Source organism: Bacillus rugosus (genome assembly GCF_023238245.1).
Lineage (GTDB): Bacteria > Bacillota > Bacilli > Bacillales > Bacillaceae > Bacillus > Bacillus rugosus.
Window position 1 is genome coordinate 3,736,591 of sequence record NZ_CP096590.1, and the last position, 23,924, is coordinate 3,760,514.

A 23,924-nucleotide genomic window follows, 5' to 3' on the forward strand; every position below is an offset into this window, starting at 1 on the left:
AGAAAGTTAAAAACAAGAGCCGGGGCCGCCTGAAAATGATAAACCGCAGCTCCCTTGTTCAGCGTATAAATCAGATACTTCTTCTCGGTGGCTGCTCGGAATCACAAAGCGGTCATCATATTTGGCGATCGCAAGCAGACGATACATATCTTTAATTTGCTGTTCTGTTAAGCCGACACTGGAGATCAGTGCCGGGTCGATGGATTTATTCGTCTGGACTGCTCTCATATACTGGCGCATGACAGACATTTTCTTTAACGTTGACCGAATATGATCCGTATCACCGGCCGTTAATAGCTGCGCCAAATAGTCAATTGGAATTCTCATTTGGTCGATAGCCGGAAAAATATCTTCCGCTGATTGCTGGCTGCCTTTTCCTTCAAAGAGATTCATAATCGGGCTCAGCGGCGGTATGTACCAGACCATCGGCAGTGTACGGTACTCAGGATGAAGCGGCAGCGCAATCTTCCAGTCGATGATCATTTTATAGATTGGCGATTGCTGTGCAGCCTCTATCCATTCAGCCGGGATGCCTTGTTCTTTTGCCAGTTTGGCAACCTCAGGATCATTCGGATCAAGAAAAACGTCCAATTGGGAATGATAGAGATCCTTTTCATTTTCAACAGATGCCGCTTCCTCCACTTTGTCTGCGTCGTAAAGCATGACGCCGAGGTAGCGGATTCTGCCTACACACGTCTCGGAGCAGATGGTTGGCAGCCCCGCCTCCAAACGCGGAAAGCAGAGTGTGCATTTTTCCGCTTTGTTCGTTTGCCAGTTAAAATAGACTTTTTTATAAGGACACGATGAGACGCAATATCTCCATGAACGGCATGCGTTTTGATCCACAAGCACAATGCCGTCCTCCTCGCGTTTGTACATGGCCCCCGACGGACAAGAGGAAACGCACGCCGGGTTGATGCAGTGCTCGCAAATACGGGGCAGATACATCATAAAGACCTCATCGAATTCTGTTTTGATCGATTCCTCCATCTTTTGCACGTTTGGATCTTCAAGTCCCGTAATGTGGCCGCCTGCGAGATCGTCCTCCCAGTTCGGTCCCCATTCGATATTCATGAAATCCCCTGTCAAGGACGATTTCGGGCGTGCCACTGGCTGGTGTTTTTTCTGCGGGCTGTTTGTTAGTGTTTCATAATCATAGTTCCAAGGTTCATAGTAATCATCAATCGTCGGCTGGTTCGGGTTATAGAAAAGGCCTGCAAGCCGATTTGTTTTCGGGCCTGATTTTAGCTCGAGCTTTCCTTTTTTCAATGTCCAGCCACCTTTATATTTGTCCTGATCCTCCCACTGCTTCGGGTAGCCGATGCCCGGCTTTGTTTCTACATTATTAAAGTACATATATTCCGCACCGGCACGGTTTGTCCACGTGTTTTTGCAGGTGACGCTGCACGTGTGGCAGCCGATGCATTTATCCAAGTTCATGACCATACCGATTTGCGCTTTAATCTTCAAGCCAATCGACCTCCTTCAGCTTGCGGATGACGACGTTCAGGTCGCGCTGATTCCCTGTTGGACCGTAATAGTTAAAGCCGTAGCTGAGCTGGGCATAGCCCCCGATCATCTGTGTCGGCTTGACGTGAATCCTTGTCGGGCTGTTATGAGTGCCTCCGCGGTTATTCGTCAGTTTTGTGCCGGGCACGTTGATGTGGCGGTCTTGGGCATGGTGCATAAACGCCATTCCTTTAGGAATCCGGTGAGACAAAACCGCTCTCGCGACGACAACGCCGTTTCGGTTAAAACATTCAATCCAATCGTTGTCTTTGATATCCGTGTCCTCTGCATCATCTTTATTCATCCACACGGTCGGCCCTCCGCGGAATAGCGTCAGCATCGGCAAAGAATCAAAATACATGCTGTGGACAGACCATTTATTATGCGGCGTCAAATAATTGAGGACGATTTCTTTGCCCTCTTGATCAGGCCGCTTGCTTAGAAACGGACGATGCTGAAGGATCGGTTTAAATGTCGCCATCGTCTCACCGAATTCCATCATCAGTTCATGATCGACATAATAAGATTGTCTTCCGGTCAGTGTTCGCCACGGAATTAATTTTTCTACGTTCGTTGTAAACGGCGAGTACCTGCGCCCGCCTTTTTCTGAGCCTGTAAATGCCGGAGACGTGATGACCGTTTTCGGCTGGGCTGTAATTTGTTCGAACGTAAAGCATTCTTCCTCCCGTTCTTCCGCCAGGTCTTTCAGCTTCAGGTTTGTGATGTTTTCAAGTGATTCCCATGCTTTCACAGCGACTTTTCCATTTGAAGTGGACGATAAGGTTAAAATCGCTTCGGCCGCCTGCTTTGCTTCACTTATATTCGGACATCCCTTTGCGACGCTGTCCGAGGTGATTTCTCCCAGTCTCTTTTTGAGTGATTCATATTCATCGGCGATCGACCAGCTCATCCCTTTTGTTCCGCTCGGTTTTAAACCGGCATGAGGACCGAGCGCGGTCATTTTATAAAAAATGTGCTTGTAATCCCGTTCAACAACTTGGATGTTCGGCATCGTTTTTCCCGGAATGGCTTCACATTCGCCCTTGCTCCAGTCGTTGATTTTGCCGAATGGCTGGGCCAATTCCTGCACGGTGTCATGGAGGAGCGGCGTCGCGACTACTTCTTTTACCGGCTCCATATCGACTTCTTCTGCCAGCTCGGAAACAGCTTTTGACAGTGCCTTGAAAATATCCCAGTCTGACTTCGATTCCCACGGAGCCGAGATCGCTGGGGCAAAAGGATGGATGAACGGATGCATATCTGTACTGCTGAGATCGTGTTTTTCATACCATGTCGCTGCCGGCAGCACGATATCAGAATACAGCGCCGTTCCCGCCATTCGAAAATCAAGATTGATTAATAAGTCGAGCTTTCCTTCCGGCGCCTGCTCCCGCCATTTGATTTCTTCAGGGCGGATGCTGTCGCTGTCGTCATTCATTAAACCATTCGTCGTCCCCAGCAAATGCTTGAGAAAATATTCATGCCCTTTCCCTGAGCTGGAGATCAGGTTTGCCCGCCATACGAAGAGATTCCTTGGGAAATTCACTTCATTGTCTGGATCTTCAATCGCAAATTTCAGCTTTTTCTCTTGAAGCTGTGAGGCCACGTACGCACCAACGTCTTCAGGTGTTGCCCCTGCTTTTTCAGCTTCTTTGTACAGATCGATGCCGTTTTGATTGAACGTCGGGTAAGACGGAAGCCATCCTAATCGCGCTGCCAGCACATTGTAATCGGCGTGATGCTTGTAGCGGGATGACGCACCAATCGGTGAAGCTAAGTCACTGATCGGCTGGTCCTCGTAACGCCACTGGTCTGTCGCAAAGTAGAAAAATGAGGTGCCGTTTTGCAGCTTGGGCACGCCCTCCCAGTCCTTTGCATTTGCAATCGTCTGCCACCCTTCAGCAGGACGGAGCTTTTCCTGCCCCACATAATGGGCCCAGCCCCCGCCGTTTACGCCTTGGGCGCCTACCAGTAATACAAGATTTAACACTGCCCGGTAGATCGTGTCGGAGTTGAACCAGTGGTTGATCCCTGCCCCTACGATAATCATGGATCGGCCGTCTGTATCGATCGCATTTTGGGCAAACTCTCTGGCTACCTTTATGACGGCTTCTTTTTTGATTCCTGTCATCTGTTCCTGCCAGGCAGGCGTGAACGGCTCAGGATCATCATAAGAGACAGCTGATTGTTCGCCGATGCCCCGGTTCACGCCGTAGTTGGCCAGTATCAAGTCAAACACGGTCGTGACACATACCTCTTCGCCGTTCAGGTTCAGTTTTTTTATAGGAAGATCCCGCTCAAGCACTTTGTTTCCGTCATTTGAAAAATACGGGATGCGCACCGTGCCAATTTCGTCCTCTATCCCCAGCACAGAGAGACGGGGTTCAATCGGTTCTCCGGTTTCTTCATCGATCATGTGCAGGTTCCATTTCTGCTTCCCGTCCCAGCGGGAGCCCATTGTCCCTTGCGGTATGGCAAATGTGCTTGTCTGCTCATCCCAGACAGCAGGCTTCCACTGATCATGCTTTGTCTGCCGTCCGATGTCCTTCGCATGCAAAAAACGTCCCGCTGTGTAGATGCCATTTTCTTTTGAGAGTGTGACGAAGAACGGAAAATCCGTGTATTGCTTTGCGTACTCAATGAAACGTTCCGTCGCTTGGTTCACGTAATATTCCTGCAAAATGACGTGACCCATGGCCATCGCAAGCGCCCCGTCAGTCCCTTGGCGGATACTCAGCCAGTCATCCGCAAACTTTGAGGATTCTGCAAAATCCGGGCTGATCGAAATAACCTTAGCGCCTTTATAACGGGCCTCCGCCAAAAAATGCGCGTCAGGCGTTCTCGTTAACGGAACGTTGGAACCCCATGTGATGATATAGCCTGAATTGTACCAATCACTGCTTTCCGGAACGTCCGTCTGGTCACCCCAAATTTGCGGGGATGCCGGAGGAAGGTCCGCATACCAGTCATAAAAACTAAGCATAGGGCCGCCGATTAACGACATAAACCGTGAGCCTGATGCATGGCTGATCATTGACATAGCCGGAATCGGAGAAAAACCGACGTTCCGGTCAGGCCCGTACTTCATAACTGTATAGAGCAGAGAGGCTGAAATCAGCTTCAGCACCTCCGGCCATTCAGCACGCACAAAACCGCCTTTCCCTCTTGCCTGTTTATAGGACTTCGCTTTTTCAGGATTTTCAACGATTGATTTCCAAGCATCCAATGGATTTTGGTGGGCCTGCAGTGCTTCCCGCCACAAATTGATCAGCACACCGCGCACGTATGGGTATTTCACACGGAGCGGGCTGTAGATATACCATGAAAAACTGGCTCCCCGCGGACAGCCTCTCGGTTCGAAATCAGGCATATCCGGGCCTGTTGATGGATAATTCAAGTTTTGTCCTTCCCACGTGACAATTCCGTTTTTCACATAAATATTCCAGCTGCATGACCCTGTGCAGTTGACGCCGTGGGTGGAGCGAACGACTTTGTCGTACTGCCATCTGTTTCTGTATACATTCTCCCAATCGCGATCTTCGCGGCTGGTTTGGCTATGTTTATTTGAATGGTGTTCGATAGGAGAGAAATAATTCAATCTCCTAAACAACGGACTCATTTTCTTTTTCTTCATGAGAGTTCACTCCTTCCGAGTCAGATGATGCTAAGTTCCACTATAAACAGAGACAGCGCATTTCCTTGTGAACTATGTCACACACTCTGCTTTTTTCACAAAATGTTCACAGAAAGGAGAAGGAAGGACTTTCACAGGGATGTGATGAATGAAGGCGTTCAGGCAGGACGCCTGAGTCATTAGCCGCCTTTCATTCAAAGATCAAAAAAACCGGCTCTATTTAAGAACCGGACTCGGCATTTTCATCTTGTGATGTATGCAGATAACGCAAAAATAATTGATAGGAACAAAAGACATTTTGCTGAAGCATGGCCAAAAAATTCATTTGCAGCTGCGCATTGTAAGACATCATTTTCTTAAATATGTAATAAGGAATATTGAGAATCAGAATGTCTGAAGTGGCATTGACTGCGATAAATGGCGATAAATACAGCCCGCCTTTTTCATCAATCGGAAACACATCGCCTTTTTCCCACAGTGCAACGGTTTTCGATCCTTCAGGGAGCCTGCTGTCTATAAAACGGACACTGCCTTTTAATACAATATAAACGGATTGAGAATGTAGAAAGGTTGGAGACTGATCAGATGAGCCGCGGATAAACGTCCCGTTTTTCAGCAAGGTTTCGACAATGGATAGAGGCACTTCATTAAACATAGGGAGTTGTTTCAGAAATAATAAATAGTCACACTGATTCATAGGAAAGCCTCCTGTGCTAAGGATAGCTTTAGTGTAGCTCGAATGAGCCTGTACAGCAGTGATGTATTTCACAGCCTGTATGATGAATGTCACTTATCAGGAGGATGAACGCATTTATAATAAAATAAAAAAGGAGGAGTTCGATGAAGGCGCTGATTCCGAAGCAGCACGGCGCATGGGCGATGCTGCTGACTCCATTTTTACTCGGCATCGTCAAGGGCGGTCCCGTTCTCTGGCATATTCCGCTCTTCCTAGGATGGCTTTTCCTTTACTTGGCGGTTTATCCCATCACGCTCGCCTTGAAAAAGAAACAGATCAAACCCTATCAAAAGTGGGTATATTATTACGGTGTTCCGGCCTGCTGCTTTCTAATTATTTCTGTCTTTCATAAGCCGCCGTTCATCTGGGTTAGCGTTTCTTTATTGCCGCTGTTTCTCATCCATATGTATTTTGCCCGCCGAAAAAACGAACGAGCATTAGTGAATGATATTGCGGGTGTCTTGTTCTTTTGTTCAGGCGGGCTTGCGAGCTGCTGGCTGGGGACAGGAACGCTCGACGGCTGGGCTTGGTTTATATTCTTACAATCTGCTTTATTTTTTATCGGGAGTTCTTTTTATGTAAAGTCGGTGATCCGGGAACGAAAGAACAGGTTTTTTGCATACTGGTCATGGGGATATCACCTGCTCCTCCCCTTTTTATCCGCTCTTCTCGGAGCAGGATGGGCATTTCTTGCTTTTATCCCAAGCAGTTTGCGGGCATGGTTGTTTCACGGAAAGGATTGGTCTGTGAAAACGATCGGTATTCTAGAAATCGTGAATGCCTGCTTCTTTTTTGCCGTCATGTGTATGTTTATCACTAGATAAAAAATCAAGGACCGCTGGCGGTCCTTGGTTTCTTCAGTCAATATTGCAAATCTCCAGCGGACAGTTTTCACACTCAATCTCGCATCGCAAATAGTCCCGCTTGTGCAAAATAATTTTTCCGGATTCTTCTATCGAAATCACCCCTTGTTTGCGGAGGTCCCCCAGCATACGGTTGACGCTTTCCCTTGCCGCCGCGCAAAACTTTGCCAAATCCTGATTTGTCAGCACAATATTAATCAGAATGCCATCGCTTCGTTCCACACCGTAGCTGTTAGATAAACGGATAAGGGTGGAGTAGAGCGCCCCCTTTTTGCCGTGAAGAAGCAGATCCCTGATTTTGGACTGAATTTTCCGGAGGTGGGTGCTCATCCATTTCATAAATTCAAATGTCAAAGCACCGTTTTGGATTAATTCCTTTTCCAGCTTGTTTTTATTAATGACGAGCACCTCGCCATCCTCTAGCACCTTTGCACTGAGCATATATCTCGGTTCTTCAGTGAAAAGTGTTAATTCCCCAACGATATCATGCTTTTGGCAGATTCTAAGCGTCAGGTCTTTTCCGTCAGATGTCAGCTTGCCGATTTCAATGAGTCCTGATTGAATCAGATAAAGCTCCTCTGCATCCATTCCTTCCCGAAACAAATACGTGTGTTTTTCCATTTTTCTTTTCGTACTGATTGATTCCAGCAATTCATGCAGATCGCTGGAAATCAGATCACTATCAGATGGTCGAACAGAGAGAAAATTCATGAGCTCACCTCGAAGAAAGTCACGTTGCGTATGTTTATTGTAACGTGAATTGATTTGCACCCATCCAGAAAAAACTAACAATCTTGTGAATGCCGATGTTAGTTGACGCTCTGACTGTTTCTCTCCGTGTGCGTTTTCATTCTTTCCTGCCAATACATCCATATGACAAGGACAAAGCTGGCTAACGCAACTTCCGAAAGCGCCATAAAGCCGATCGCGTATTGTCCTGTTGCCTGAAAAACACTCGCCAAAATCAGCGGAGGAAAAAAACCGCCTAATCCGCCCATGGCAGACACAATACCATTGGCAATCCCGGCTTGCTTCGAAAAATAGAAAGGCACCAGTTTAAAAACGGTCCCATTTCCTATACCTGAGCAAACTGCCACCGTTAATGACCCAAACGTATAAAGGCCAATCGTCGGTGAAAACGATAAGATAATTCCTGATAATGTAAGTCCCGCAAAAACGACCATCAAGATGCGGAGCGGGCTCATTTTATCAGCCAAGAGTCCGCCTACAGGCCTGAGCAGCGTGGAGACGGCAATAAAGCCAGCCGTCCGCAAACCGGCGTCCGCAGGATTCAGCCCAAATTGCTCAACCAGAAAGTTCGGCAGATAGATGGTGAAAGCGACAAAGGCGCCAAACGTAATAAAATAAAACAGGCTCAAAAACCATAGGATATGATTTCGGTAAACGGCTTTGATTTGAGTTTTTACGGAAACATTCACTTTCTTCTCATGCCGGTCGCCGAATAATACCTGCAGCAATGCGAAAACGGCCAGCAGGACCAGATACATCTGCACGGTTGCTTTCCATCCCGCCGCTTGAGCGATAACCGGCGCCGCAAATGTGGTAATAGCGGTTCCGATGTTTCCGGCCCCGTAAATCCCATTGACGACACCGTGCTTTTCTTTCGGATAATATTTCGGAAGGGATGTCACCCCAATGGAGAATACCGCTCCCCCGATCCCTAAGAAAAAACCGCCCGCGATTAAATCAAACAGAGAATCCGCGATACTGATCCAAAACACAGGAAGTAAAAGCAAGATGAAGCTGATCATGAACATCAGCCTTGCGCCAAACCTGTTCGTTAAATACCCTAAAGGAATGCGTAGAAGCGACCCGAGGATCACGGGAATCGCCGTCACCAGAGAAATCTCACCTTTGCTTAAATGAATATCTAATGTAATTTGGGAAATGAGTGATGAAATCAGCACCCATACCATAAACCCTGCCACCAAGCTTAATGACTGTAACGATAATTGAATGTGTTGACGGTTGATCATTTGGCTTGCCCCTTTCAATGATTCAATAATCAGTCTTATCATACAAAAACTCAGCAAACAGGATTGTGAATTACATCACACGTTTTCTTCATAAAAAAAGGACAAAGCCCGAAGGCTTTGTCCTTTGATCAACATTTACATTTTTTCCGGAGCCGATACGCCAATCAGCTGAAGCGCATTGTTCAGCGTAATTTGCGTTGCCTTCATTAAAGCCAGGCGCGCGCGGCTTTTCGCTTCATTTTCAGGATCGATGACTTTCTCTGCATTGTAGAAGCTGTGCAGAGCAGAAGCCAGATCATAAATATAGTTTGTGACACGGTGCGGAATTCGTTTTTCCGCCGCTTCCGCCACTGCCTCTGGGAAGGCGCCGATCGTTTTTAGCAGGTCATATTCTTTTTCTGATTGAATATGGCTGAAATCAAGATCCGCCGCCGGCTTAAGTCCCTGCTCTTCCCCTTGGCGAAGCATGCTGCAAATACGGGCATGTGCGTATTGTGCATAATACACAGGGTTTTCGTTAGATGTTGATACAGCAAGATCTAAGTCAAAATCCATATGCGTATCAGCACTGCGCATCGCGAAGAAGTAACGCACGGCATCCAAGCCGACTTCTTCAATCAGGTCGCGCATCGTTACCGCTTTACCCGTCCGTTTGCTCATTTTCATTTTCTCGCCGTTTTTGTAAAGATGAACGAGCTGAATGATTTCTACTTCAAGCGTTCCTTTTTCATAGCCCAGCGCTTCGATTGCCGCTTTCATACGCGGGATGTAGCCGTGGTGATCGGCGCCCCAAACGTTGATCAGCTTATCAAAGCCGCGGTCAAGCTTGTCCTTATGATACGCGATATCAGGCAGCAGATACGTGTACGTGCCGTCCTTCTTAATCAATACGCGGTCTTTATCATCGCCGAATGTCGTGGAGCGGAACCAAGTCGCGCCGTCTTCTTCATAAACATGGCCTTTTTCGCGGAGCGCTTCAAGTGCCGTATCGATTTTTCCGTTTTGGTACAGTGAAGTTTCGGAATACCACACATCAAACGGCACACGGAAGTTTTCCAGGTCCTTGCGCAGCTTTTCCAGCTCGTATTTCAGACCATATTCACGGAAAAATGCGAGGCGCTCGCTTTCCTCTTCATTGACGAAACGGTCGCCGTATTCCTCAGCGAGATGCTTTCCGATCGCAATGATATCCTCGCCGCGGTAGCCATCCTCCGGCATCGGTTTTTCCAAGCCGAGCGCCTCAAAGTAACGGACTTCCACAGAAAGCGCCAAATTGTTGATTTGGTTTCCGGCATCGTTAATGTAGTATTCGCGGCTCACATCGTAGCCCGCTTTTGAAAGCACATTGCACAAAGAATCACCGACAGCCGCACCGCGGGCATGGCCGAGATGAAGGTCTCCCGTCGGATTCGCTGATACGAATTCTACCTGGACACGTTCACCGTTTCCGATGTTCGTTTCTCCGTATGCTTCCCCTGCTTCTAATACAGACGGAATCAGCTTTGTTAAATATTGATTGTTCATATAGAAATTGATAAAACCCGGGCCAGCGATATCTAGTTTTTCAATTGAAGCCTTTCCTTTATCAAAATGAGCGACAATCTCTTCAGCAATTTGGCGCGGCGCTTTTTTTGCGATTCTTGCCAGCTGCATCGCCATATTTGTTGAATAATCGCCGTGTGTTTTATCTTTCGGTGTTTCTAAAACGACATTAGGAATCTGGCTTTCTTCAGCCAGCCCCGCTTTCAGAACGGCCGCTTTGATTTCTTCTTTCAGCACGTCCTTCATTTGTTCCGCAATGTTCATGCGTGAGTTCCTCCCTCATACGTGATCGTCATATGATGTAAATGCTGCTGTTCGTCTCCGACATGCATGTCATATGCGATGCTGATACGGCCTTTTTCTTCACCGAGATCAGATTGAATCGATTTTGTGCTTGTTTCCAGCTCAAGCTCACCAAATGACATTTTATATTTAGCAATTGTGGAAGCTCCCGTTATGAAGCGCTGATTCATTTTGACAGCGCCTGACCTCATGACCAGCACTTCGCCTTCGCTTACTTTCACAATCGTTTTTACTTTACCTAAGTCGTGTTCTTCATAATAAGATAGATACACTTTATTTTGTTTTACATAGTAAAATCCGGTGGTGCGGAATTCGATGACTTCCTGGTTTCCGTCATCGCCGATCACAGACTTCACATGGAGTGCTATCGGTGTCTCTTGCTTCATTTTGACACGTCCTTTTCATCATTCCACTTTGACTTGAATAGTATAATCATTCAGTTTGTAAACTTCAACTGCTTCTATCTTACCATCATTGCTCATCAGATTTGAAGATAAACCTCATAAAAAGCATTTCCTTAATAGAAGAGAAAATGATATCACTAATTGCCTTTAGGAAATGTTACATTTTTCCGAAATCTATCATTTCTATTTCACATTTTCTTCAAAATATATGTATTGAATTGGTAATTTATTAGTTTTATCATAAAAGCACAGCATAGATCTGCTAGAAAAAACAAAAAAAGGGAGGATTCAATTATGAAAAAAGCTGTCATTGTAGAAAACAAAGGTTGTGCAACTTGCTCGATCGGAGCCGCTTGTCTAGTGGACGGTCCTATCCCTGATTTTGAAATTGCCGGTGCTACAGGTCTATTCGGTCTATGGGGATAAGATTCTCCAAAAGGGCATAGTCATTCTACTATGCCCTTTTTAGTAAATTACAATTTTTAACTAAAATCTACCTCTTGGTTATACATACACAACCGTTTTACATTTGAATCATATGTATAGGGGATGGTATTTTGTTTATAGAGCAGATGTTTCCATTTATTAATGAAAGTGTAAGAGTTCACCAGCTTCCTGAGGGTGGCGTGTTAGAAATCGACTACTTGCGCGATAATGTCTCCATTTCTGACTTTGAGTATTTGGATCTCAACAAAACAGCTTACGAGCTTTGCATGCGAATGGATGGGCAAAAAACGGCTGCACAGATATTAGCGGAACAATGCGCAGTGTACGATGAATCACCGGAAGACCATAAGGACTGGTATTACGACATGCTCAACATGCTCCTGAAGAAGCAGGTCATCCAGCTCGGGAATCAGTCCAGCCGCCACACGATCACCACGAGCGGAAGCAATGAATTTCCGATGCCGCTGCACGCCACCTTTGAGCTGACGCACCGCTGTAATTTGAAATGCGCCCACTGTTATTTGGAAAGCTCACCGGAAGCACTCGGCACCGTGTCGATTGAGCAATTCAAGAAAACGGCTGATATGCTGTTTGACAACGGAGTATTGACATGTGAAATCACGGGCGGAGAAATTTTTGTCCATCCGAACGCCAATGAGATTCTTGACTATGTGTGTAAAAAGTTCAAAAAGGTCGCTGTTTTAACAAACGGAACACTCATGCGAAAAGAGAGCCTTGAGCTGCTGAAGACTTACAAGCAAAAAATCATCGTCGGCATCTCTCTCGATAGCGTCAATTCCGAGGTCCATGACTCCTTTAGAGGGAGAAAAGGCTCTTTTGCCCAAACTTGTAAAACGATAAAATTGTTGAGTGACCACGGGATATTTGTCAGAGTCGCCATGTCCGTTTTCGAAAAAAACATGTGGGAAATCCACGATATGGCCCAAAAGGTTCGGGATCTCGGGGCGAAGGCGTTCTCTTACAATTGGGTTGATGACTTCGGAAGAGGCAGAGATATCGTCCACCCCACAAAAAATGCCGAGCAGCATCGCAAATTTATGGAATACGAGCAAAATATCATTGATGAGTTTAAAGATCTGATTCCGATTATTCCTTATGAGAGAAAACGCGCGGCAAATTGCGGTGCTGGCTGGAAGTCAATCGTGATCAGCCCGTTCGGAGAAGTACGTCCGTGCGCACTCTTTCCGAAGGAATTTTCATTGGGAAATATTTTTCATGATTCGTATGAAAGCATCTTTAACTCCCCTCTCGTCCATAAACTGTGGCAAGCGCAGGCACCCCGGTTCAGCGAGCATTGCATGAAAGACAAATGCCCGTTCAGCGGCTATTGCGGAGGCTGTTATTTAAAAGGGCTGAACTCTAACAAATATCACCGGAAAAACATTTGCTCTTGGGCGAAAAATGAACAATTAGAAGACGTGGTCCAGCTTATTTAGGAGGGAAACGATTTGTCACCAGCACAAAGAAGAATTTTACTGTATATCCTTTCATTTATCTTTGTCATCGGCGCGGTCGTCTATTTTATCAAAAGCGATTATTTATTTACGCTGATTTTCATTGCCATTGCCATTCTTTTCGGGATGCGCGCGCGGAAGGCTGACTCGCGATGAGCATTTTGGATATACACGATGTATCCGTTTGGTATGAACGGGACAACGTCATCTTAGAGCACGTGGACTTACACTTAGAAAAAGGCGCTGTTTACGGATTGCTTGGGGTAAACGGCGCCGGAAAAACGACACTGATCAATACGCTGACAGGAGTGAACCGTAATTACAGCGGGAGCTTTACGCTGTGCGGCATTGAAGCGGAGGCCGGCATGCCGCAGAAAACATCAGATCAACTGAAGACTCACCGTTACTTCGCTGCCGATTATCCGCTGCTGTTTACAGAAATTACGGCGAAGGACTATGTGTCTTTCGTCCATTCACTTTATCAAAAGGACTTTTCAGAGCATCAGTTTGCCAGTTTGGCTGAGGCCTTTCATTTTTCAAAATACATCAACAGGAGAATCTCAGAGCTGTCCCTTGGGAACAGGCAAAAGGTTGTGTTGATGACAGGGCTATTGCTGCGAGCTCCCCTGTTTATTTTGGATGAGCCACTCGTCGGTTTAGATGTGGAATCAATAGAGGTCTTTTATCAGAAAATGCGGGAGTACTGTGAAGAAGGCGGAACCATTTTGTTTTCTTCCCATCTGCTCGATGTCGTGCAGAGATTTTGTGATTATGCGGCCATTCTGCACAACAAACAGATCCAAAAGGTCATTCCGATTGGAGAGGAGACCGATCTGCGGCGGGAATTTTTTGAGGTGATTGGCCATGAATAACATAGTCCCCATCATGTCTTTGCTGTTCAAACAGCTTTACAGCCGGCAAGGAAAAAAGGACGCCATCCGCATTGCCGCAGGTCTTGTGATTCTGGCCGTGTTTGAAATCGGGCTGATCCGCCAGGCCGGCATTGACGAATCGGTGTTGGGAAAAACGTATATCATACTCGCGCTTCTCTTGATGAACGCTTATATGGTGTTTCTTTCCGTGACATCACAATGGAAGGAATCTTATATGAAGCTGAGCTGTCTGCTGCCGATTTCCTCACGAAGCTTTTGGCTCGCCCAGAGTGTCGTTCTGTTTGTCGACACGTGTTTGAGAAGAACGTTATTCTTTTTTATTTTACCGCTGTTCTTATTTGGAAACGGAACGCTGTCAGGGGCGCAAACCTTGTTTTGGGTTGGCAGATTTTCGTTTTTTACCGTTTACTCGATTATATTCGGAGTTGTTCTAAGCAACCAGTTCGTCAAAAAGAAGAACTCAATGTTTCTGCTGCATGCGGCGGTATTCGCCTGCGTATGCCTCAGCGCCGCTTTTATGCCGGCCTTCACTACTCCGCTATGCGTAATTCACATGCTCTGGGCGGTGATCATTGACTTTCCGGTCTTTCTGCAGGCGCCTCCGCAGCAAAGCAAGATGCATTCTTTTATGCGGCGATCTGAATATTCGTTTTACAAAAGAGAATGGAACCGATTTATTTCTTCTAAAGCGATGCTGTTAAATTATGTGGTGATGGCGGCATTCAGCGGCTTCTTTTCGTTCCAGATGATGAACACTGGCATCTTCAATCAGCAAGTGATTTATATTGTGATTTCCGCCCTTTTGCTGGTATGCTCGCCGATCGCCCTTTTGTACTCTATTGAAAAAAACGATCGGATGCTGCTCATCACGCTTCCAATTAAGCGAAGAACGATGTTTTGGGCGAAATATCGCTTTTATTCAGGCCTATTGGCAGGCGGATTTCTCCTTGTCGTTATCATTGTGGGCTTCATCAGCGGCCGCCCGATTTCAGCCCTTACTTTTGTGCAGTGTATGGAATTGCTGCTTGCGGGAGCATTTATCCGTTTAACCGCTGATGAAAAAAGGCCGTCCTTTGGCTGGCAGACGGAGCAGCAGCTCTGGAGCGGATTCTCAAAATACCGGTCTTATCTATTTTGTCTTCCCCTTTTCTTAGCCACATTAGCCGGCACCGCTGTCTCCTTAGCGGTTATTCCGATTGCCGGGCTGATCATAGTCTATTACCTGCAAAAACAGGATGGTGGTTTCTTTGATACAAGCAAAAGAGAATGGCTTGGAAGTTAACCTGCTGAAGACACATCAATTTTCAACAGTCTCAATCGCCGCGAGCTTTCTGAAGCCGATCGAAAGCACGGCGGATCCTGAAGAAGAAACAATCTATTTTTACGGCGCGGCTGCACATCTGAAGCAGCAAATCATTGACGCTTTCGGTTATGCCGCCGGCAGCCGCTTTATGTATTCAGCGAATCTCTTTTTTGACCAGCAGCTGAAAACCTGCGGAACCCGTTTAATTCACCCATCATGTAACAAGTATTTTCATGTTGATGCCCTGATGAAGACATTTGCAGACATGGCCTTCCCTTCCTCTCTCTCAGCCGAAGCTGTTGAAAAGGCAAAGGATGAACTGCTGCTCAAAATCGAAAGGAAATTTGCTGATCCCTTCTCCTACTCGGCAGCCCGCTTGGCAGAGGAGGCCTTTGGAAACCCGATGTACGGCACAGCCATGTTTGGCCGGAAAGACAGGATACAGGCGATCCATCCTAAACGGTTTCTCGACGCAACGGATTTCATCGTTGATTTATTGTCCCAGCAAAAACAGCTGAACATATTGGGACATGTACAAGCATGTGATATTCCTGGACATGCCTCGCAAACGTCCACCGTGACGGCCGGAAGAATCCTCGTGAACCGACATGTTTTTGAAACAGAGACACGCAGCGCAGCAGGTCCTTCCGTTTTGACACTCGGATTTGACTGCGGAGAAATGAAAAGTGCCAGCGATTATATCAAAATCCAGCTGATAGACGGATTACTCGGAAAATACGGTCATTCCGCTTTATTCAAGCATTTTCGCGAGAAGGATTTGGCAGTCTATCACGTCATCACCCGATATGACATCATGAACAATTTGCTGCTTGTTTCAATATGTACGGATCAGCTTCATGAGAAAGAGATTCCCCCGCGCGTTTTGGAAGCTGTCTCACATTTTTCAGCCGATGAACGGGAACTAGAACAGGCAAAGCAATTTTTACGCAATGAAATGCTGCTGCAATTCGATTCTCCCGAAGGGCTTTTAGCCTATATGGGAATCCTGCGCCGCTTCTCCTGCACAAAAGAAGACTTGCTGAATGGCATCTCAGCGGTTACGTGCCGCGATGTATTGCAATTCATAGCGATTATCAATTATATCGGAGCTCATGTAGTAAGGGGATGAAGAGATGGAAAAGAAGGCCTTTTTTCAACAGCTGGATGAACGAACCGATATCAGATACACAGACAGCGGGCTGAGAATATTCAGATTAAAATTCCCCCCCGCCCATCTGCGGCTGTGCAATGTGAAAATCGATTTTGGAAGCCGGGATGTCTGCTTACAGGCAGAATCAGACGACACGCTTCTTCCGTATGGCACAGCGCATTTTTTAGAGCATCTTCTTTTCTGGCACAATGGCCGCAATCTGTACAGTGATTTTTTTGCGCATGGCGCGCTTTTAAACGCGTTTACCACCTACACTGATACCAATTTCATGTTTACCGCATTGCCGGATCGGCTCAGACAGACGATCCCCATCCTGCTTGATGCGCTATGGAACCACTCATTTGACAAGAAGATGATCACTCAGGAAAAAGCTGTGATTATAAACGAAATTCAAACAGCACACCTCAATCATCAGCTCTCTTACCGTTATCAGCTGATCAGCATGCTTTCTCCCGCCTCACCTGCTGCCGTCTTCCCCGCAGGCAGAATCGAGGATATTGAGGCGCTGGACATTCGTGATTTACAAAAAGCCTACAAGGCCGCCTATCAGCCCCGGCGGATGACGCTGTTTTTGATTGGAGGCTCAGAAGACACAGAAACCCTTTTACCTCCTCACCTCCGGCTGGAAAAGCGCCCAGATCATAAAGCAGAAAGAAGAATCATCTCCGCATGCCCTCCACCATCCCTCTCACAAAAAATGGTGCTGGGTGATGAGGAGCGGATGGAAGACACATGGACCGGATTACAGGTCGGCGCAATTCCCGAGCAAAACGATCTGTTGACATTAAGGCTTTATTGGGACATCGCATCTCGTATTCTATTTCAATTAGATTCACCTTTTTTTCAAGAGATTCAGCAAACGTACCGAATGGAAATCGACTGCTTATCAGCTGAGGCTCACATATATGAGGATGGCGGTTTTTTGATCCTTCACAGTCAAGGGGCGCATTCTTCGGCTTATATCGATGTCGCTTCCTACTTTGTCACACAGCAAAAACAACAGATTGCGGCCTGGCTCCAATACGGCAAGGATTCTTTGACGGACGCGATCATTTATGACAGCGATTATGTTCGTAAATGTTTCGAATGGGCGGCCGAGTGTGACAGGTGCGATTGCACATTTCTCGACATGTACAGAATCATTCATGATATGAATAGTCAGGATTTCTTGTCTCTCATTGATGTATTGGCATCTTCTAAAAAAGCGGTCATTCACGTTTCTCAGAAAGAGGCGATCGGACAATGACAAAAAGCGCTTTCTTTACCGTATTGTTACTGCTCGTGGGTATGGCGGCTTATTCCTTCGGCTGGGTTCAGGCCGTTGCCGAAGCCGCAGCGCAATATGTACAGATAATTAATAATGATGCTTTGCGGCTCGGACTGCTGGCTTGTATTGCTTCCGTTTTGATGCTGCCCGCTTTTCTCTACCTTCACTATGTCACCAAATCTGTGAAAAACATGACAGCAGCTTTTCAGAAACTCACACAGTCTCATCAAAGCTGCTGTGACTTCCAGCATCACAGATTGTGCAGCCGCTATGCAGAAGATGTCAAATCGCTGCGTAACAGCTATAAAAACATCCGCCAAACATACGTGATGGCTGCTTTATTATGCCAAGTCCTCATATTCGGCTGCATGTTCGAAATCGTCAAAGCCATCCCTTTCCGCCTTCATGCGCCCTCTGCCGTTTCAATGGGACTTGCGGTGTTACTGATTTTGTATTTATTGTTTTACATGCGAACGTACTTGCTGCAGCTTTTCCAGCATGGCACCCTATTCAAAAAAATTCTTGCGGGGGCGCTGACAGGAGCCGGGATTTGGTGGATGCTCAGTTTTACCATAAGTGAACTGCTGTTTCTGATCATTCTGGCTGCGATCCAGCAGATCGGATCATTTATTTATAACCGATTCTCTTATCGCAACACCGCTTCTCTTGATCTATAAAATAGCTACATCGCAATCGCCGACGGACCCGTACCAACCGGAATCACCGTCACGGCTGCATAATCACTCGTGCGGTACACAGTCACAGTATTGTCGTTGGGCTGTGCCGCATAAATGTACTGATTGTCGGGTGTTACGGTTAAATCAAAGGCATTAGGAAATGATACGTTTGCAATGATGTTTTGTGTAGCGGTATCAACGACATATAAATTATCAATGAGAAACGGTACACTATAAGGCTCTAAAAAATAAGCTCTAGTGCTATCCGGAGAAAATACAATCGTCCTCAGAGTTTCAAATTGACGGTCAAAGTCTTCTCCTCTGAATAACGGTGACAAACTGATTTCCGTTACACCCTTCGGCCATAGTTCACCATTCATCACGTAAGCAAAATTACCAGCGTAAGGGGTTTGAATTAAACTAGGATATTCAAACGTATTGATGATACTTGCTACCAACTGGCCGGTATTCACATCAAATTTATCAACCGACCAACTACTCGTATTAGCAGTATAGACAAATTGCCCATTTGGATCTAGGGCAAAGTCTGCGGCGTCGGGTACTGAAAAAACATCACTGACTGCCTGAATCGCAAGATCAATCGTATAAATAGAGCCGGCAGTCATCACATATGCCAATTCTCCTGCAGGATCAAATTGAATCTTTCTCGGCCCAGTGCCGACGGTTATTGTATTTGCCACGGTTAATGTTTGATGATCAACCACAGAAACTAGATTAGTATTTCCATGGAGGACATACGTATAAGCTTTATCTAGCGTGACCCCCAGATCAGTTGGCACAGACGTAAAAGGAATAGTTGCAACAACAATGCTAGCTGCCGCATCAATGACCGAAACTGTGCTGTCCCCTGAATTAGCTGTAAAGACATACGATTGAGGGTCTGGCGATGGCGGTAAAACAAGTGTCCCGGTCACCGTGAGCGGACTGCCGTAGAAAGGCGGCACAATGAGAAGATCTTCCACTGTCATTTGACTGAAATCAGGACAGCGGTCAAACTTTGCTGCATAATAAACGACTTGATCAATCTCTTCAGTATGAATCACAGAAACCGACCCATTCCCTTGTCCATATTGATTTCGTACAGGCGACACACTGACAAGAAGCGTAACGGTCCCTTGTACTCTCACAGCATATCGAACACCGATATCTTCTGTTTCCGGTCCAGTCTGGATTAAGCAAGGCTCACTGATACATGATAAATGATCTGTACTCCATGTAACCGCCGCAGCTGCTTCGGCAGAATCAACAGTGAACCCCTCCGGAATGTCAATCGGCACTTGAAACGGTGCTTCTCGGCTGATTTCCTTATCACAAAAACAGAAACAATTTTCCTGTAAAGCAGAAAGATCATTCTTTTTCATGATTTCACGTCCTTTTGAAATACACAGCATGCAGTTGATTAAATCGCGATAGCTCCCGGTGAAACCCCAAGAGATATGACAGTCTCCACAGAGTAATCATCCGTGTTGTAAACAGTGATGCTCTGCTCCAGAACATGAGTTGCATACAGAAATTCGCCATTCGGGGTAAACGCATAGTCTCTTGCTGATTGTGGAACATTTCCTATAACGCCTGCTCCATTCGGACTGACAGAATATAAATTGCCAGTGAAGCTGTCATGTAAATACACCTCTGATCCACTCGTAAACATTACATATTGGCCGTCAGGCTCCAGCTCTTGGGTATTGCTGAGCGTAAACGAATTTAAATCAATAACCGTCAGATAATTGAATAAGAATTCTTGTTCTAATACATACGCATACCGCTCCGGAGAATCTGTTTCTATGGATGATACGATAAGGTCTCTTTCAATCGTTCCTATGACTTCACCGGTGGATAGGTCCACTTTTTGCACTATACCAAAATTAAGAACATAGGCGAATAACCCATTGGGATCAATTGCAATATCATACCCCTCCACAGGAATCGACCTATCCACAGCTAACGTATCAATTCCAATCACATAAATCACAGTACCGGCGAAAACATAAGCAAATTCATGATTAGGGATAAATCTAATCGATCGAGGCGGCTGATCCAGCAAAATAGATGCTGTCACTGTTAATGTGTCATAATCGATGACAGAAATCACATTATTGTTGGGATGTAAAGTAAACACAGAGCTTTTATCTGGAGTTATTTCAATACCTGTCGGCCGGTACGGAAGAGCAATCTTCGTCACAACAGTATGAGTGTTTGTATTAATCACAGAAACTGATTGATCACTTGGATTCGCTGTAAACGCATAAACGGGTTCGGGTTCCGTTTCTGGTACAAGCACAATCGTTCCCGTCACAGATAAAGGACTGCCGTAAAAGGGCGGAACAACAACAAGGTTCTCGATCGTGATGTCACTGAAATCCGGGCAATCCTCCGGTTCATCAGAGTAATAGACGATTTGGTTGATCTCTGCATTGTGAATAACGGAAACAGCCCCGTTCCCTTGTCCATATTGATTTCGCACAGGTGAGACACTGACGAGAAGCGTAACGGTTCCCTGCAGGCGCACTGCAAATTGGACACCGACCTCATCAGGCTCGGGTTCTGTCTGAATTAAGCAACGTTCACTGACACAAGAAAGGCTGTCTGCATTCCACGTGACATTTGCAACAGCTTCAGCCGGATCAACGACAAACCCCTCAGGCAATTCAATCGGTGCTTGAAACATGGCTTCGCGGCTTGTTTCTCCCTCACAAAAACATAAACATTCTTCCTGTGCGGCTTCTGCTTTTTCTTTAAAGGAAAGCTTGTTTTTTCTCATACCTTCACTTCCTTTTTAGACATACACTGCTCGCGCAGATATAACAGAATATGGAAGGTTGTTGTGTTTGCTTGTACAAATTGCCGAGGGTAAAAGCTTCTTTTTGAAATATATCCTCAACATGCGGTGTAACGAAAGAAAAGATTGCGGTTTTTTTGCGCTTCTCATAAGAATGATGATGATAAAATATGACATATATAGAATAATGAAGGGAGGGATTTGCAAACGTGACAAGTGTCATATCTTCTTCTTCCGTCGGAGAAAAGATTAACGAATGGTATATGTACATACGCCGATTCAGCATACCCGATGCAGAATATTTGCGAAGAGAAATCAAACAAGAGCTGGATCAAATGGGAGAAGATCAAGATCTTCATTTGTACTATTCACTGATGGAGTTTCGGCACAACCTGATGCTTGAGTACCTTGAACCATTAGAAAAAATGAGGATTGAGGAACAGCCGAGACTGTCTGATTTGCTGCTTGAGATTGATAAAAAACAGGCTCGTTTAACTGGGCTGCTTGAGTACTACTTTAATTTCTTCAGAGGCATGTATGAACTGGAACGCCGTGAATATGTATTAGCCATTCAGTTTTTTAAAAAAGCAGAGAGCAAACTGATTTTTGTAAAAGACAAAATTGATAAAGCTGAATTCTTTTTCAAAATGTCAGAAGTCTATTACTATATGAAACAAACTTATGTCTCCATGGACTATGCACGTCAAGCATTCGAAATATACAGTGAACAGACTACGTATGATATTAGAATGATTCAATGCCAGTCCTTATTCGGAGCTAACTTTTTGGATTTAAAACAATATGAGAAAGCAATTGCCCATTTTCAAAAAGCTTACTCACTTGCTGAAGCAGAGCAGCAGCCCCAATTAATGGGAAGAACGCTTTATAACATAGCGCTCTGCAAGCAAAATCAAAACAGTTTTGAATCAGCGATCGAGTATGTAAAAAAATCTATTCAAGTATTTGAAAGATCTAAAATGCTCCCTTCTCTGCCACAAGCCTTTTTCCTCATTACACAAATTTATTTTAAATTAGGTAAGATGGATAACGCTTGTGAATATCATATAAAAGGAAAAGAATATTCAACAGCAGCGGGAGACACTGTGTACTTAACGGAGTTTGAATTTTTGGAATCTTTATACTTGTCTGGACCAGATGAGGATCGGATAGAAAAATGTTTTGTATTTCTTGAAAGTAAAATGATGTATGCTGATATTGAAGATTTCGCACTTGATGTTGCTAAATATTATCATCAGCAGGAAGATTACAAAAAAGCATCTAATTACTTTTTAAAGGTTGAAGAGGCAAGACAGCACATTCAAGGGGGGGTGAATTTATATGAAATGGAAGTATAAATTATTACTCGCTTGTTTAGCTGTGAGTGCTCTATTTATCACAGTCGAAGTATCAAATTCATCAACAGAACATTTTGATGTTGCACAACGCGCCATGATCTAAACCCGCCGTCCATCGGCGGTTTTTTTGTCCCCTCTTTGCTCAGCCTTCCATTCCACGCTATCATTTTTTCAATACATCATTGGAGAGGATGCAAGGTATTATATCTCTGGAAAGTGTGAAAACCCACTTTAAACAGTGGCATCGAGAAAATGATGTCATGGAGTTCGAAACGTCAAGCGCGACAGTTGAACAAGCGGCTGAGACGATCGGCGTGATTCCGGCAAGGATCGCCAAGATCGACAACAAAAAGTTCAGGCAAACATTTGGCTTTAAAGCAAGAATGCTCTCTCCTAATGAGGTACTGGAGCAGACAGGCCATGAAATTGGAGGAGTTTGCCCGTTTGAATTGGCTCATGATCTTGAGGTTTATCTTGTTGTATCGCTGAAACGGTTTGAGACTGTTTTCCCCGCATGCGTCAAACTCCGCTATTGAATTAACACTGGAAGAATTATTCGAATTTCTTTCTCAAAAGAGTGGATTGATGTTTGCAAAGACTGGGAATAAAAAAACATCCAGACATAGTCTGGATGTTTACTTATTTCACAAACCCAAGCAGCATCTCACGGATGATTTTGCTGGCTGTGTTTGCCGTTTGTTCTGAGTGGTCATATACCGGTGCGACTTCCACTAAATCAGCGCCCTTCACGTTTACTTCTGAACGCGCGATTTCATGGACGGATGCAAGCAGTTCTTTAGACGTGATCCCCCCGGCGTCAACCGTTCCTGTTCCCGGTGCGTGCGCAGGGTCTAATACGTCAATGTCGATTGTGACATATACTGGACGGCCTGCCAGCTTCGGAAGTACCTCTTTCAGCGGTTCAAGCACTTCAAACTTAGAGATGTGCATGCCGTTTTCCTTTGCCCATTCGAACTCTTCTTTCATGCCGGAACGAATTCCGAATGAATACACATTTTGCGGTCCGATCAATTCTGCCGCTTTGCGGATCGGCGTGGAGTGAGAAAGCGGTTCTCCCTCATAATCAACGCGAAGATCTGTATGTGCGTCAAAATGGATAATCGCCAGGTCTGGGTATTTCTTGTACATCGCTTTAATGACAGGCCATGACACGAGGTGCTCCCCACCCATGCCCATTGGGAATTTCCCTTTTTCTAAAATGCTGTCCACATATTCTTCAATCATATCAAGACTTCTCTGCGGATTTCCGAACGGCAGCGGAATGTCGCCGGCGTCAAAGAAGTTCAGGTCGGCCAGATCACGATCTAAATACGGGCTGTATTCTTCAAGGCCGATTGACACCTCGCGAATTCTGCTTGGACCAAAGCGTGAGCCTGGACGATAGCTGACCGTCCAGTCCATCGGCATGCCGTATAGGATGGCGTCCGCCCCTTCCCACTCGGGACGGCTCGCGATAAATACTTTTCCTGAATAAGCTTCATCAAATCTCATCTATAATACCCTCGCTTTCCTGTAAAAAAGCGCAAG

At 45.6% G+C, this 23,924-nt stretch carries 21 protein-coding genes and 1 pseudogene; 12 read left to right on the plus strand and 10 right to left on the minus strand.

Annotated elements, in window-relative coordinates; translation table 11 throughout:
* Positions 1 to 6 precede the first annotated feature (6 nt).
* From narH to arfM, 3 genes are all read right to left on the minus strand, one after another.
* On the minus strand, positions 7 to 1,470 hold the full coding sequence (narH, locus tag M0696_RS18955) for a nitrate reductase subunit beta (protein WP_222142220.1): 1,464 nt from the start codon (positions 1,468 to 1,470) through the stop codon (positions 7 to 9).
* Positions 1,460 to 5,143, minus strand: a complete 3,684-nt coding sequence (locus tag M0696_RS18960) for a nitrate reductase subunit alpha (RefSeq protein WP_222142221.1) — start codon at positions 5,141 to 5,143, stop codon at positions 1,460 to 1,462. The genes narH and M0696_RS18960 overlap by 11 nt, the downstream gene beginning before the upstream one ends.
* A gap of 220 nt (positions 5,144 to 5,363) precedes the next feature.
* A complete protein-coding gene (arfM, locus tag M0696_RS18965) occupies positions 5,364 to 5,840 on the minus strand; it encodes a cyclic nucleotide-binding domain-containing protein (RefSeq protein WP_222142222.1) in 477 nt (158 codons plus the stop codon).
* Positions 5,841 to 5,983: 143 nt separating this feature from the next.
* Between arfM and M0696_RS18970 the strand changes: the two genes are divergently transcribed.
* Entirely contained in the window at positions 5,984 to 6,703 is a 720-nt protein-coding gene (locus tag M0696_RS18970; protein WP_222142223.1) for a YwiC-like family protein, read from the plus strand.
* Between the two features lie 33 nt (positions 6,704 to 6,736).
* On the opposite strand, the gene fnr is transcribed toward M0696_RS18970, so the two are convergent.
* From fnr to M0696_RS18990, 4 genes are all read right to left on the minus strand, one after another.
* The gene (gene fnr, locus M0696_RS18975) at positions 6,737 to 7,453 is read right to left on the minus strand and encodes a fumarate/nitrate reduction transcriptional regulator Fnr (RefSeq protein WP_014115542.1); all 717 of its coding nucleotides are present in this window, start codon (positions 7,451 to 7,453) and stop codon (positions 6,737 to 6,739) included.
* 98 nt (positions 7,454 to 7,551) lie between these two features.
* Positions 7,552 to 8,739, minus strand: a complete 1,188-nt coding sequence (gene narK / locus M0696_RS18980; protein WP_166847167.1) for a nitrate transporter NarK — start codon at positions 8,737 to 8,739, stop codon at positions 7,552 to 7,554.
* 135 nt (positions 8,740 to 8,874) lie between these two features.
* A complete protein-coding gene (gene argS, locus M0696_RS18985) occupies positions 8,875 to 10,545 on the minus strand; it encodes an arginine--tRNA ligase (RefSeq protein WP_222142224.1) in 1,671 nt (556 codons plus the stop codon).
* Positions 10,542 to 10,970: a YwiB family protein gene (locus tag M0696_RS18990; RefSeq protein ID WP_166847161.1), complete on the minus strand. Its 429-nt coding sequence runs from the start codon at positions 10,968 to 10,970 to the stop codon at positions 10,542 to 10,544. Before M0696_RS18990 ends, argS begins: the two co-directional genes overlap by 4 nt.
* A 312-nt stretch (positions 10,971 to 11,282) precedes the next feature.
* Between M0696_RS18990 and sboA the strand changes: the two genes are divergently transcribed.
* The 8 genes from sboA to M0696_RS19030 all read left to right on the plus strand — a co-directional run bounded on the left by sboA (position 11,283) and on the right by M0696_RS19030 (position 18,221).
* Complete coding sequence (gene sboA / locus M0696_RS18995) at positions 11,283 to 11,414, plus strand: subtilosin A (protein ID WP_003222002.1); 132 nt, start codon at positions 11,283 to 11,285, stop codon at positions 11,412 to 11,414.
* Between the two features lie 131 nt (positions 11,415 to 11,545).
* Positions 11,546 to 12,892 (plus strand): subtilosin maturase AlbA, encoded by a 1,347-nt coding sequence (gene albA / locus M0696_RS19000; protein ID WP_166847158.1) that lies wholly within the window; start codon positions 11,546 to 11,548, stop codon positions 12,890 to 12,892.
* 12 nt (positions 12,893 to 12,904) lie between these two features.
* Positions 12,905 to 13,066 (plus strand): antilisterial bacteriocin subtilosin biosynthesis protein AlbB, encoded by a 162-nt coding sequence (gene albB / locus M0696_RS19005; RefSeq protein WP_166847156.1) that lies wholly within the window; start codon positions 12,905 to 12,907, stop codon positions 13,064 to 13,066.
* Positions 13,063 to 13,782 carry an ABC transporter ATP-binding protein gene (locus M0696_RS19010; protein WP_222142225.1) on the plus strand — a complete coding sequence of 240 codons (720 nt, stop codon included), beginning with the start codon at positions 13,063 to 13,065 and terminating at the stop codon, positions 13,780 to 13,782. The genes albB and M0696_RS19010 overlap by 4 nt, the downstream gene beginning before the upstream one ends.
* Positions 13,775 to 15,085 (plus strand): antilisterial bacteriocin subtilosin biosynthesis protein AlbD, encoded by a 1,311-nt coding sequence (gene albD / locus M0696_RS19015; protein ID WP_248602282.1) that lies wholly within the window; start codon positions 13,775 to 13,777, stop codon positions 15,083 to 15,085. Before M0696_RS19010 ends, albD begins: the two co-directional genes overlap by 8 nt.
* On the plus strand, positions 15,075 to 16,235 hold the full coding sequence (locus tag M0696_RS19020) for an insulinase family protein (RefSeq protein WP_222142464.1): 1,161 nt from the start codon (positions 15,075 to 15,077) through the stop codon (positions 16,233 to 16,235). The genes albD and M0696_RS19020 overlap by 11 nt, the downstream gene beginning before the upstream one ends.
* Before the next feature lie 4 nt (positions 16,236 to 16,239).
* Entirely contained in the window at positions 16,240 to 17,523 is a 1,284-nt protein-coding gene (locus tag M0696_RS19025) for a M16 family metallopeptidase (protein WP_222142227.1), read from the plus strand.
* Complete coding sequence (locus M0696_RS19030; RefSeq protein ID WP_248602283.1) at positions 17,520 to 18,221, plus strand: bacteriocin biosynthesis protein AlbG; 702 nt, start codon at positions 17,520 to 17,522, stop codon at positions 18,219 to 18,221. The genes M0696_RS19025 and M0696_RS19030 overlap by 4 nt, the downstream gene beginning before the upstream one ends.
* A 5-nt stretch (positions 18,222 to 18,226) precedes the next feature.
* On the opposite strand, the gene M0696_RS19035 is transcribed toward M0696_RS19030, so the two are convergent.
* The gene (locus M0696_RS19035; RefSeq protein ID WP_222142229.1) at positions 18,227 to 19,603 is read right to left on the minus strand and encodes a YncE family protein; all 1,377 of its coding nucleotides are present in this window, start codon (positions 19,601 to 19,603) and stop codon (positions 18,227 to 18,229) included.
* A gap of 38 nt (positions 19,604 to 19,641) precedes the next feature.
* Complete coding sequence (locus M0696_RS19040) at positions 19,642 to 21,003, minus strand: YncE family protein (RefSeq protein ID WP_222142230.1); 1,362 nt, start codon at positions 21,001 to 21,003, stop codon at positions 19,642 to 19,644.
* 227 nt (positions 21,004 to 21,230) lie between these two features.
* Between M0696_RS19040 and M0696_RS19045 the strand changes: the two genes are divergently transcribed.
* The 3 genes and pseudogenes from M0696_RS19045 to M0696_RS19055 all read left to right on the plus strand — a co-directional run bounded on the left by M0696_RS19045 (position 21,231) and on the right by M0696_RS19055 (position 22,984).
* Positions 21,231 to 22,376, plus strand: coding sequence for a response regulator aspartate phosphatase (locus M0696_RS19045; protein ID WP_166847136.1), 1,146 nt, complete (start codon positions 21,231 to 21,233; stop codon positions 22,374 to 22,376).
* Positions 22,360 to 22,479 (plus strand): PhrC/PhrF family phosphatase-inhibitory pheromone, encoded by a 120-nt coding sequence (locus tag M0696_RS19050; RefSeq protein ID WP_166847133.1) that lies wholly within the window; start codon positions 22,360 to 22,362, stop codon positions 22,477 to 22,479. Before M0696_RS19045 ends, M0696_RS19050 begins: the two co-directional genes overlap by 17 nt.
* A 100-nt stretch (positions 22,480 to 22,579) precedes the next feature.
* Positions 22,580 to 22,984: pseudogene (locus tag M0696_RS19055) on the plus strand (YbaK/EbsC family protein).
* 31 nt (positions 22,985 to 23,015) lie between these two features.
* Here M0696_RS19055 and speB read toward each other — a convergent pair.
* On the minus strand, positions 23,016 to 23,888 hold the full coding sequence (gene speB, locus M0696_RS19060; protein WP_248602284.1) for an agmatinase: 873 nt from the start codon (positions 23,886 to 23,888) through the stop codon (positions 23,016 to 23,018).
* Between the last annotated feature and the right edge of the window lie 36 nt (positions 23,889 to 23,924).

Excerpts from the sequence above, each read along its gene's own strand:
- albD (WP_248602282.1), top strand. The coding sequence starts at position 13,775 with ATGAATAACATAGTCCCCATCATGTCTTTGCTGTTCAAACAGCTTTAC.
- M0696_RS18990 (WP_166847161.1), bottom strand. The coding sequence starts at position 10,970 with ATGAAGCAAGAGACACCGATAGCACTCCATGTGAAGTCTGTGATCGGC.
- M0696_RS18960 (WP_222142221.1), bottom strand. The coding sequence starts at position 5,143 with ATGAAGAAAAAGAAAATGAGTCCGTTGTTTAGGAGATTGAATTATTTC.
- M0696_RS19025 (WP_222142227.1), top strand. The coding sequence starts at position 16,240 with ATGGAAAAGAAGGCCTTTTTTCAACAGCTGGATGAACGAACCGATATC.
- speB (WP_248602284.1), bottom strand. The coding sequence starts at position 23,888 with ATGAGATTTGATGAAGCTTATTCAGGAAAAGTATTTATCGCGAGCCGT.
- arfM (WP_222142222.1), bottom strand. The coding sequence starts at position 5,840 with ATGAATCAGTGTGACTATTTATTATTTCTGAAACAACTCCCTATGTTT.
- M0696_RS18970 (WP_222142223.1), top strand. The coding sequence starts at position 5,984 with ATGAAGGCGCTGATTCCGAAGCAGCACGGCGCATGGGCGATGCTGCTG.
- narK (WP_166847167.1), bottom strand. The coding sequence starts at position 8,739 with ATGATCAACCGTCAACACATTCAATTATCGTTACAGTCATTAAGCTTG.
- M0696_RS19030 (WP_248602283.1), top strand. The coding sequence starts at position 17,520 with ATGACAAAAAGCGCTTTCTTTACCGTATTGTTACTGCTCGTGGGTATG.
- sboA (WP_003222002.1), top strand. The coding sequence starts at position 11,283 with ATGAAAAAAGCTGTCATTGTAGAAAACAAAGGTTGTGCAACTTGCTCG.
- fnr (WP_014115542.1), bottom strand. The coding sequence starts at position 7,453 with ATGAATTTTCTCTCTGTTCGACCATCTGATAGTGATCTGATTTCCAGC.
- argS (WP_222142224.1), bottom strand. The coding sequence starts at position 10,545 with ATGAACATTGCGGAACAAATGAAGGACGTGCTGAAAGAAGAAATCAAA.
- M0696_RS19040 (WP_222142230.1), bottom strand. The coding sequence starts at position 21,003 with ATGAGAAAAAACAAGCTTTCCTTTAAAGAAAAAGCAGAAGCCGCACAG.
- M0696_RS19050 (WP_166847133.1), top strand. The coding sequence starts at position 22,360 with ATGAAATGGAAGTATAAATTATTACTCGCTTGTTTAGCTGTGAGTGCT.
- M0696_RS19010 (WP_222142225.1), top strand. The coding sequence starts at position 13,063 with ATGAGCATTTTGGATATACACGATGTATCCGTTTGGTATGAACGGGAC.
- M0696_RS19035 (WP_222142229.1), bottom strand. The coding sequence starts at position 19,603 with ATGAAAAAGAATGATCTTTCTGCTTTACAGGAAAATTGTTTCTGTTTT.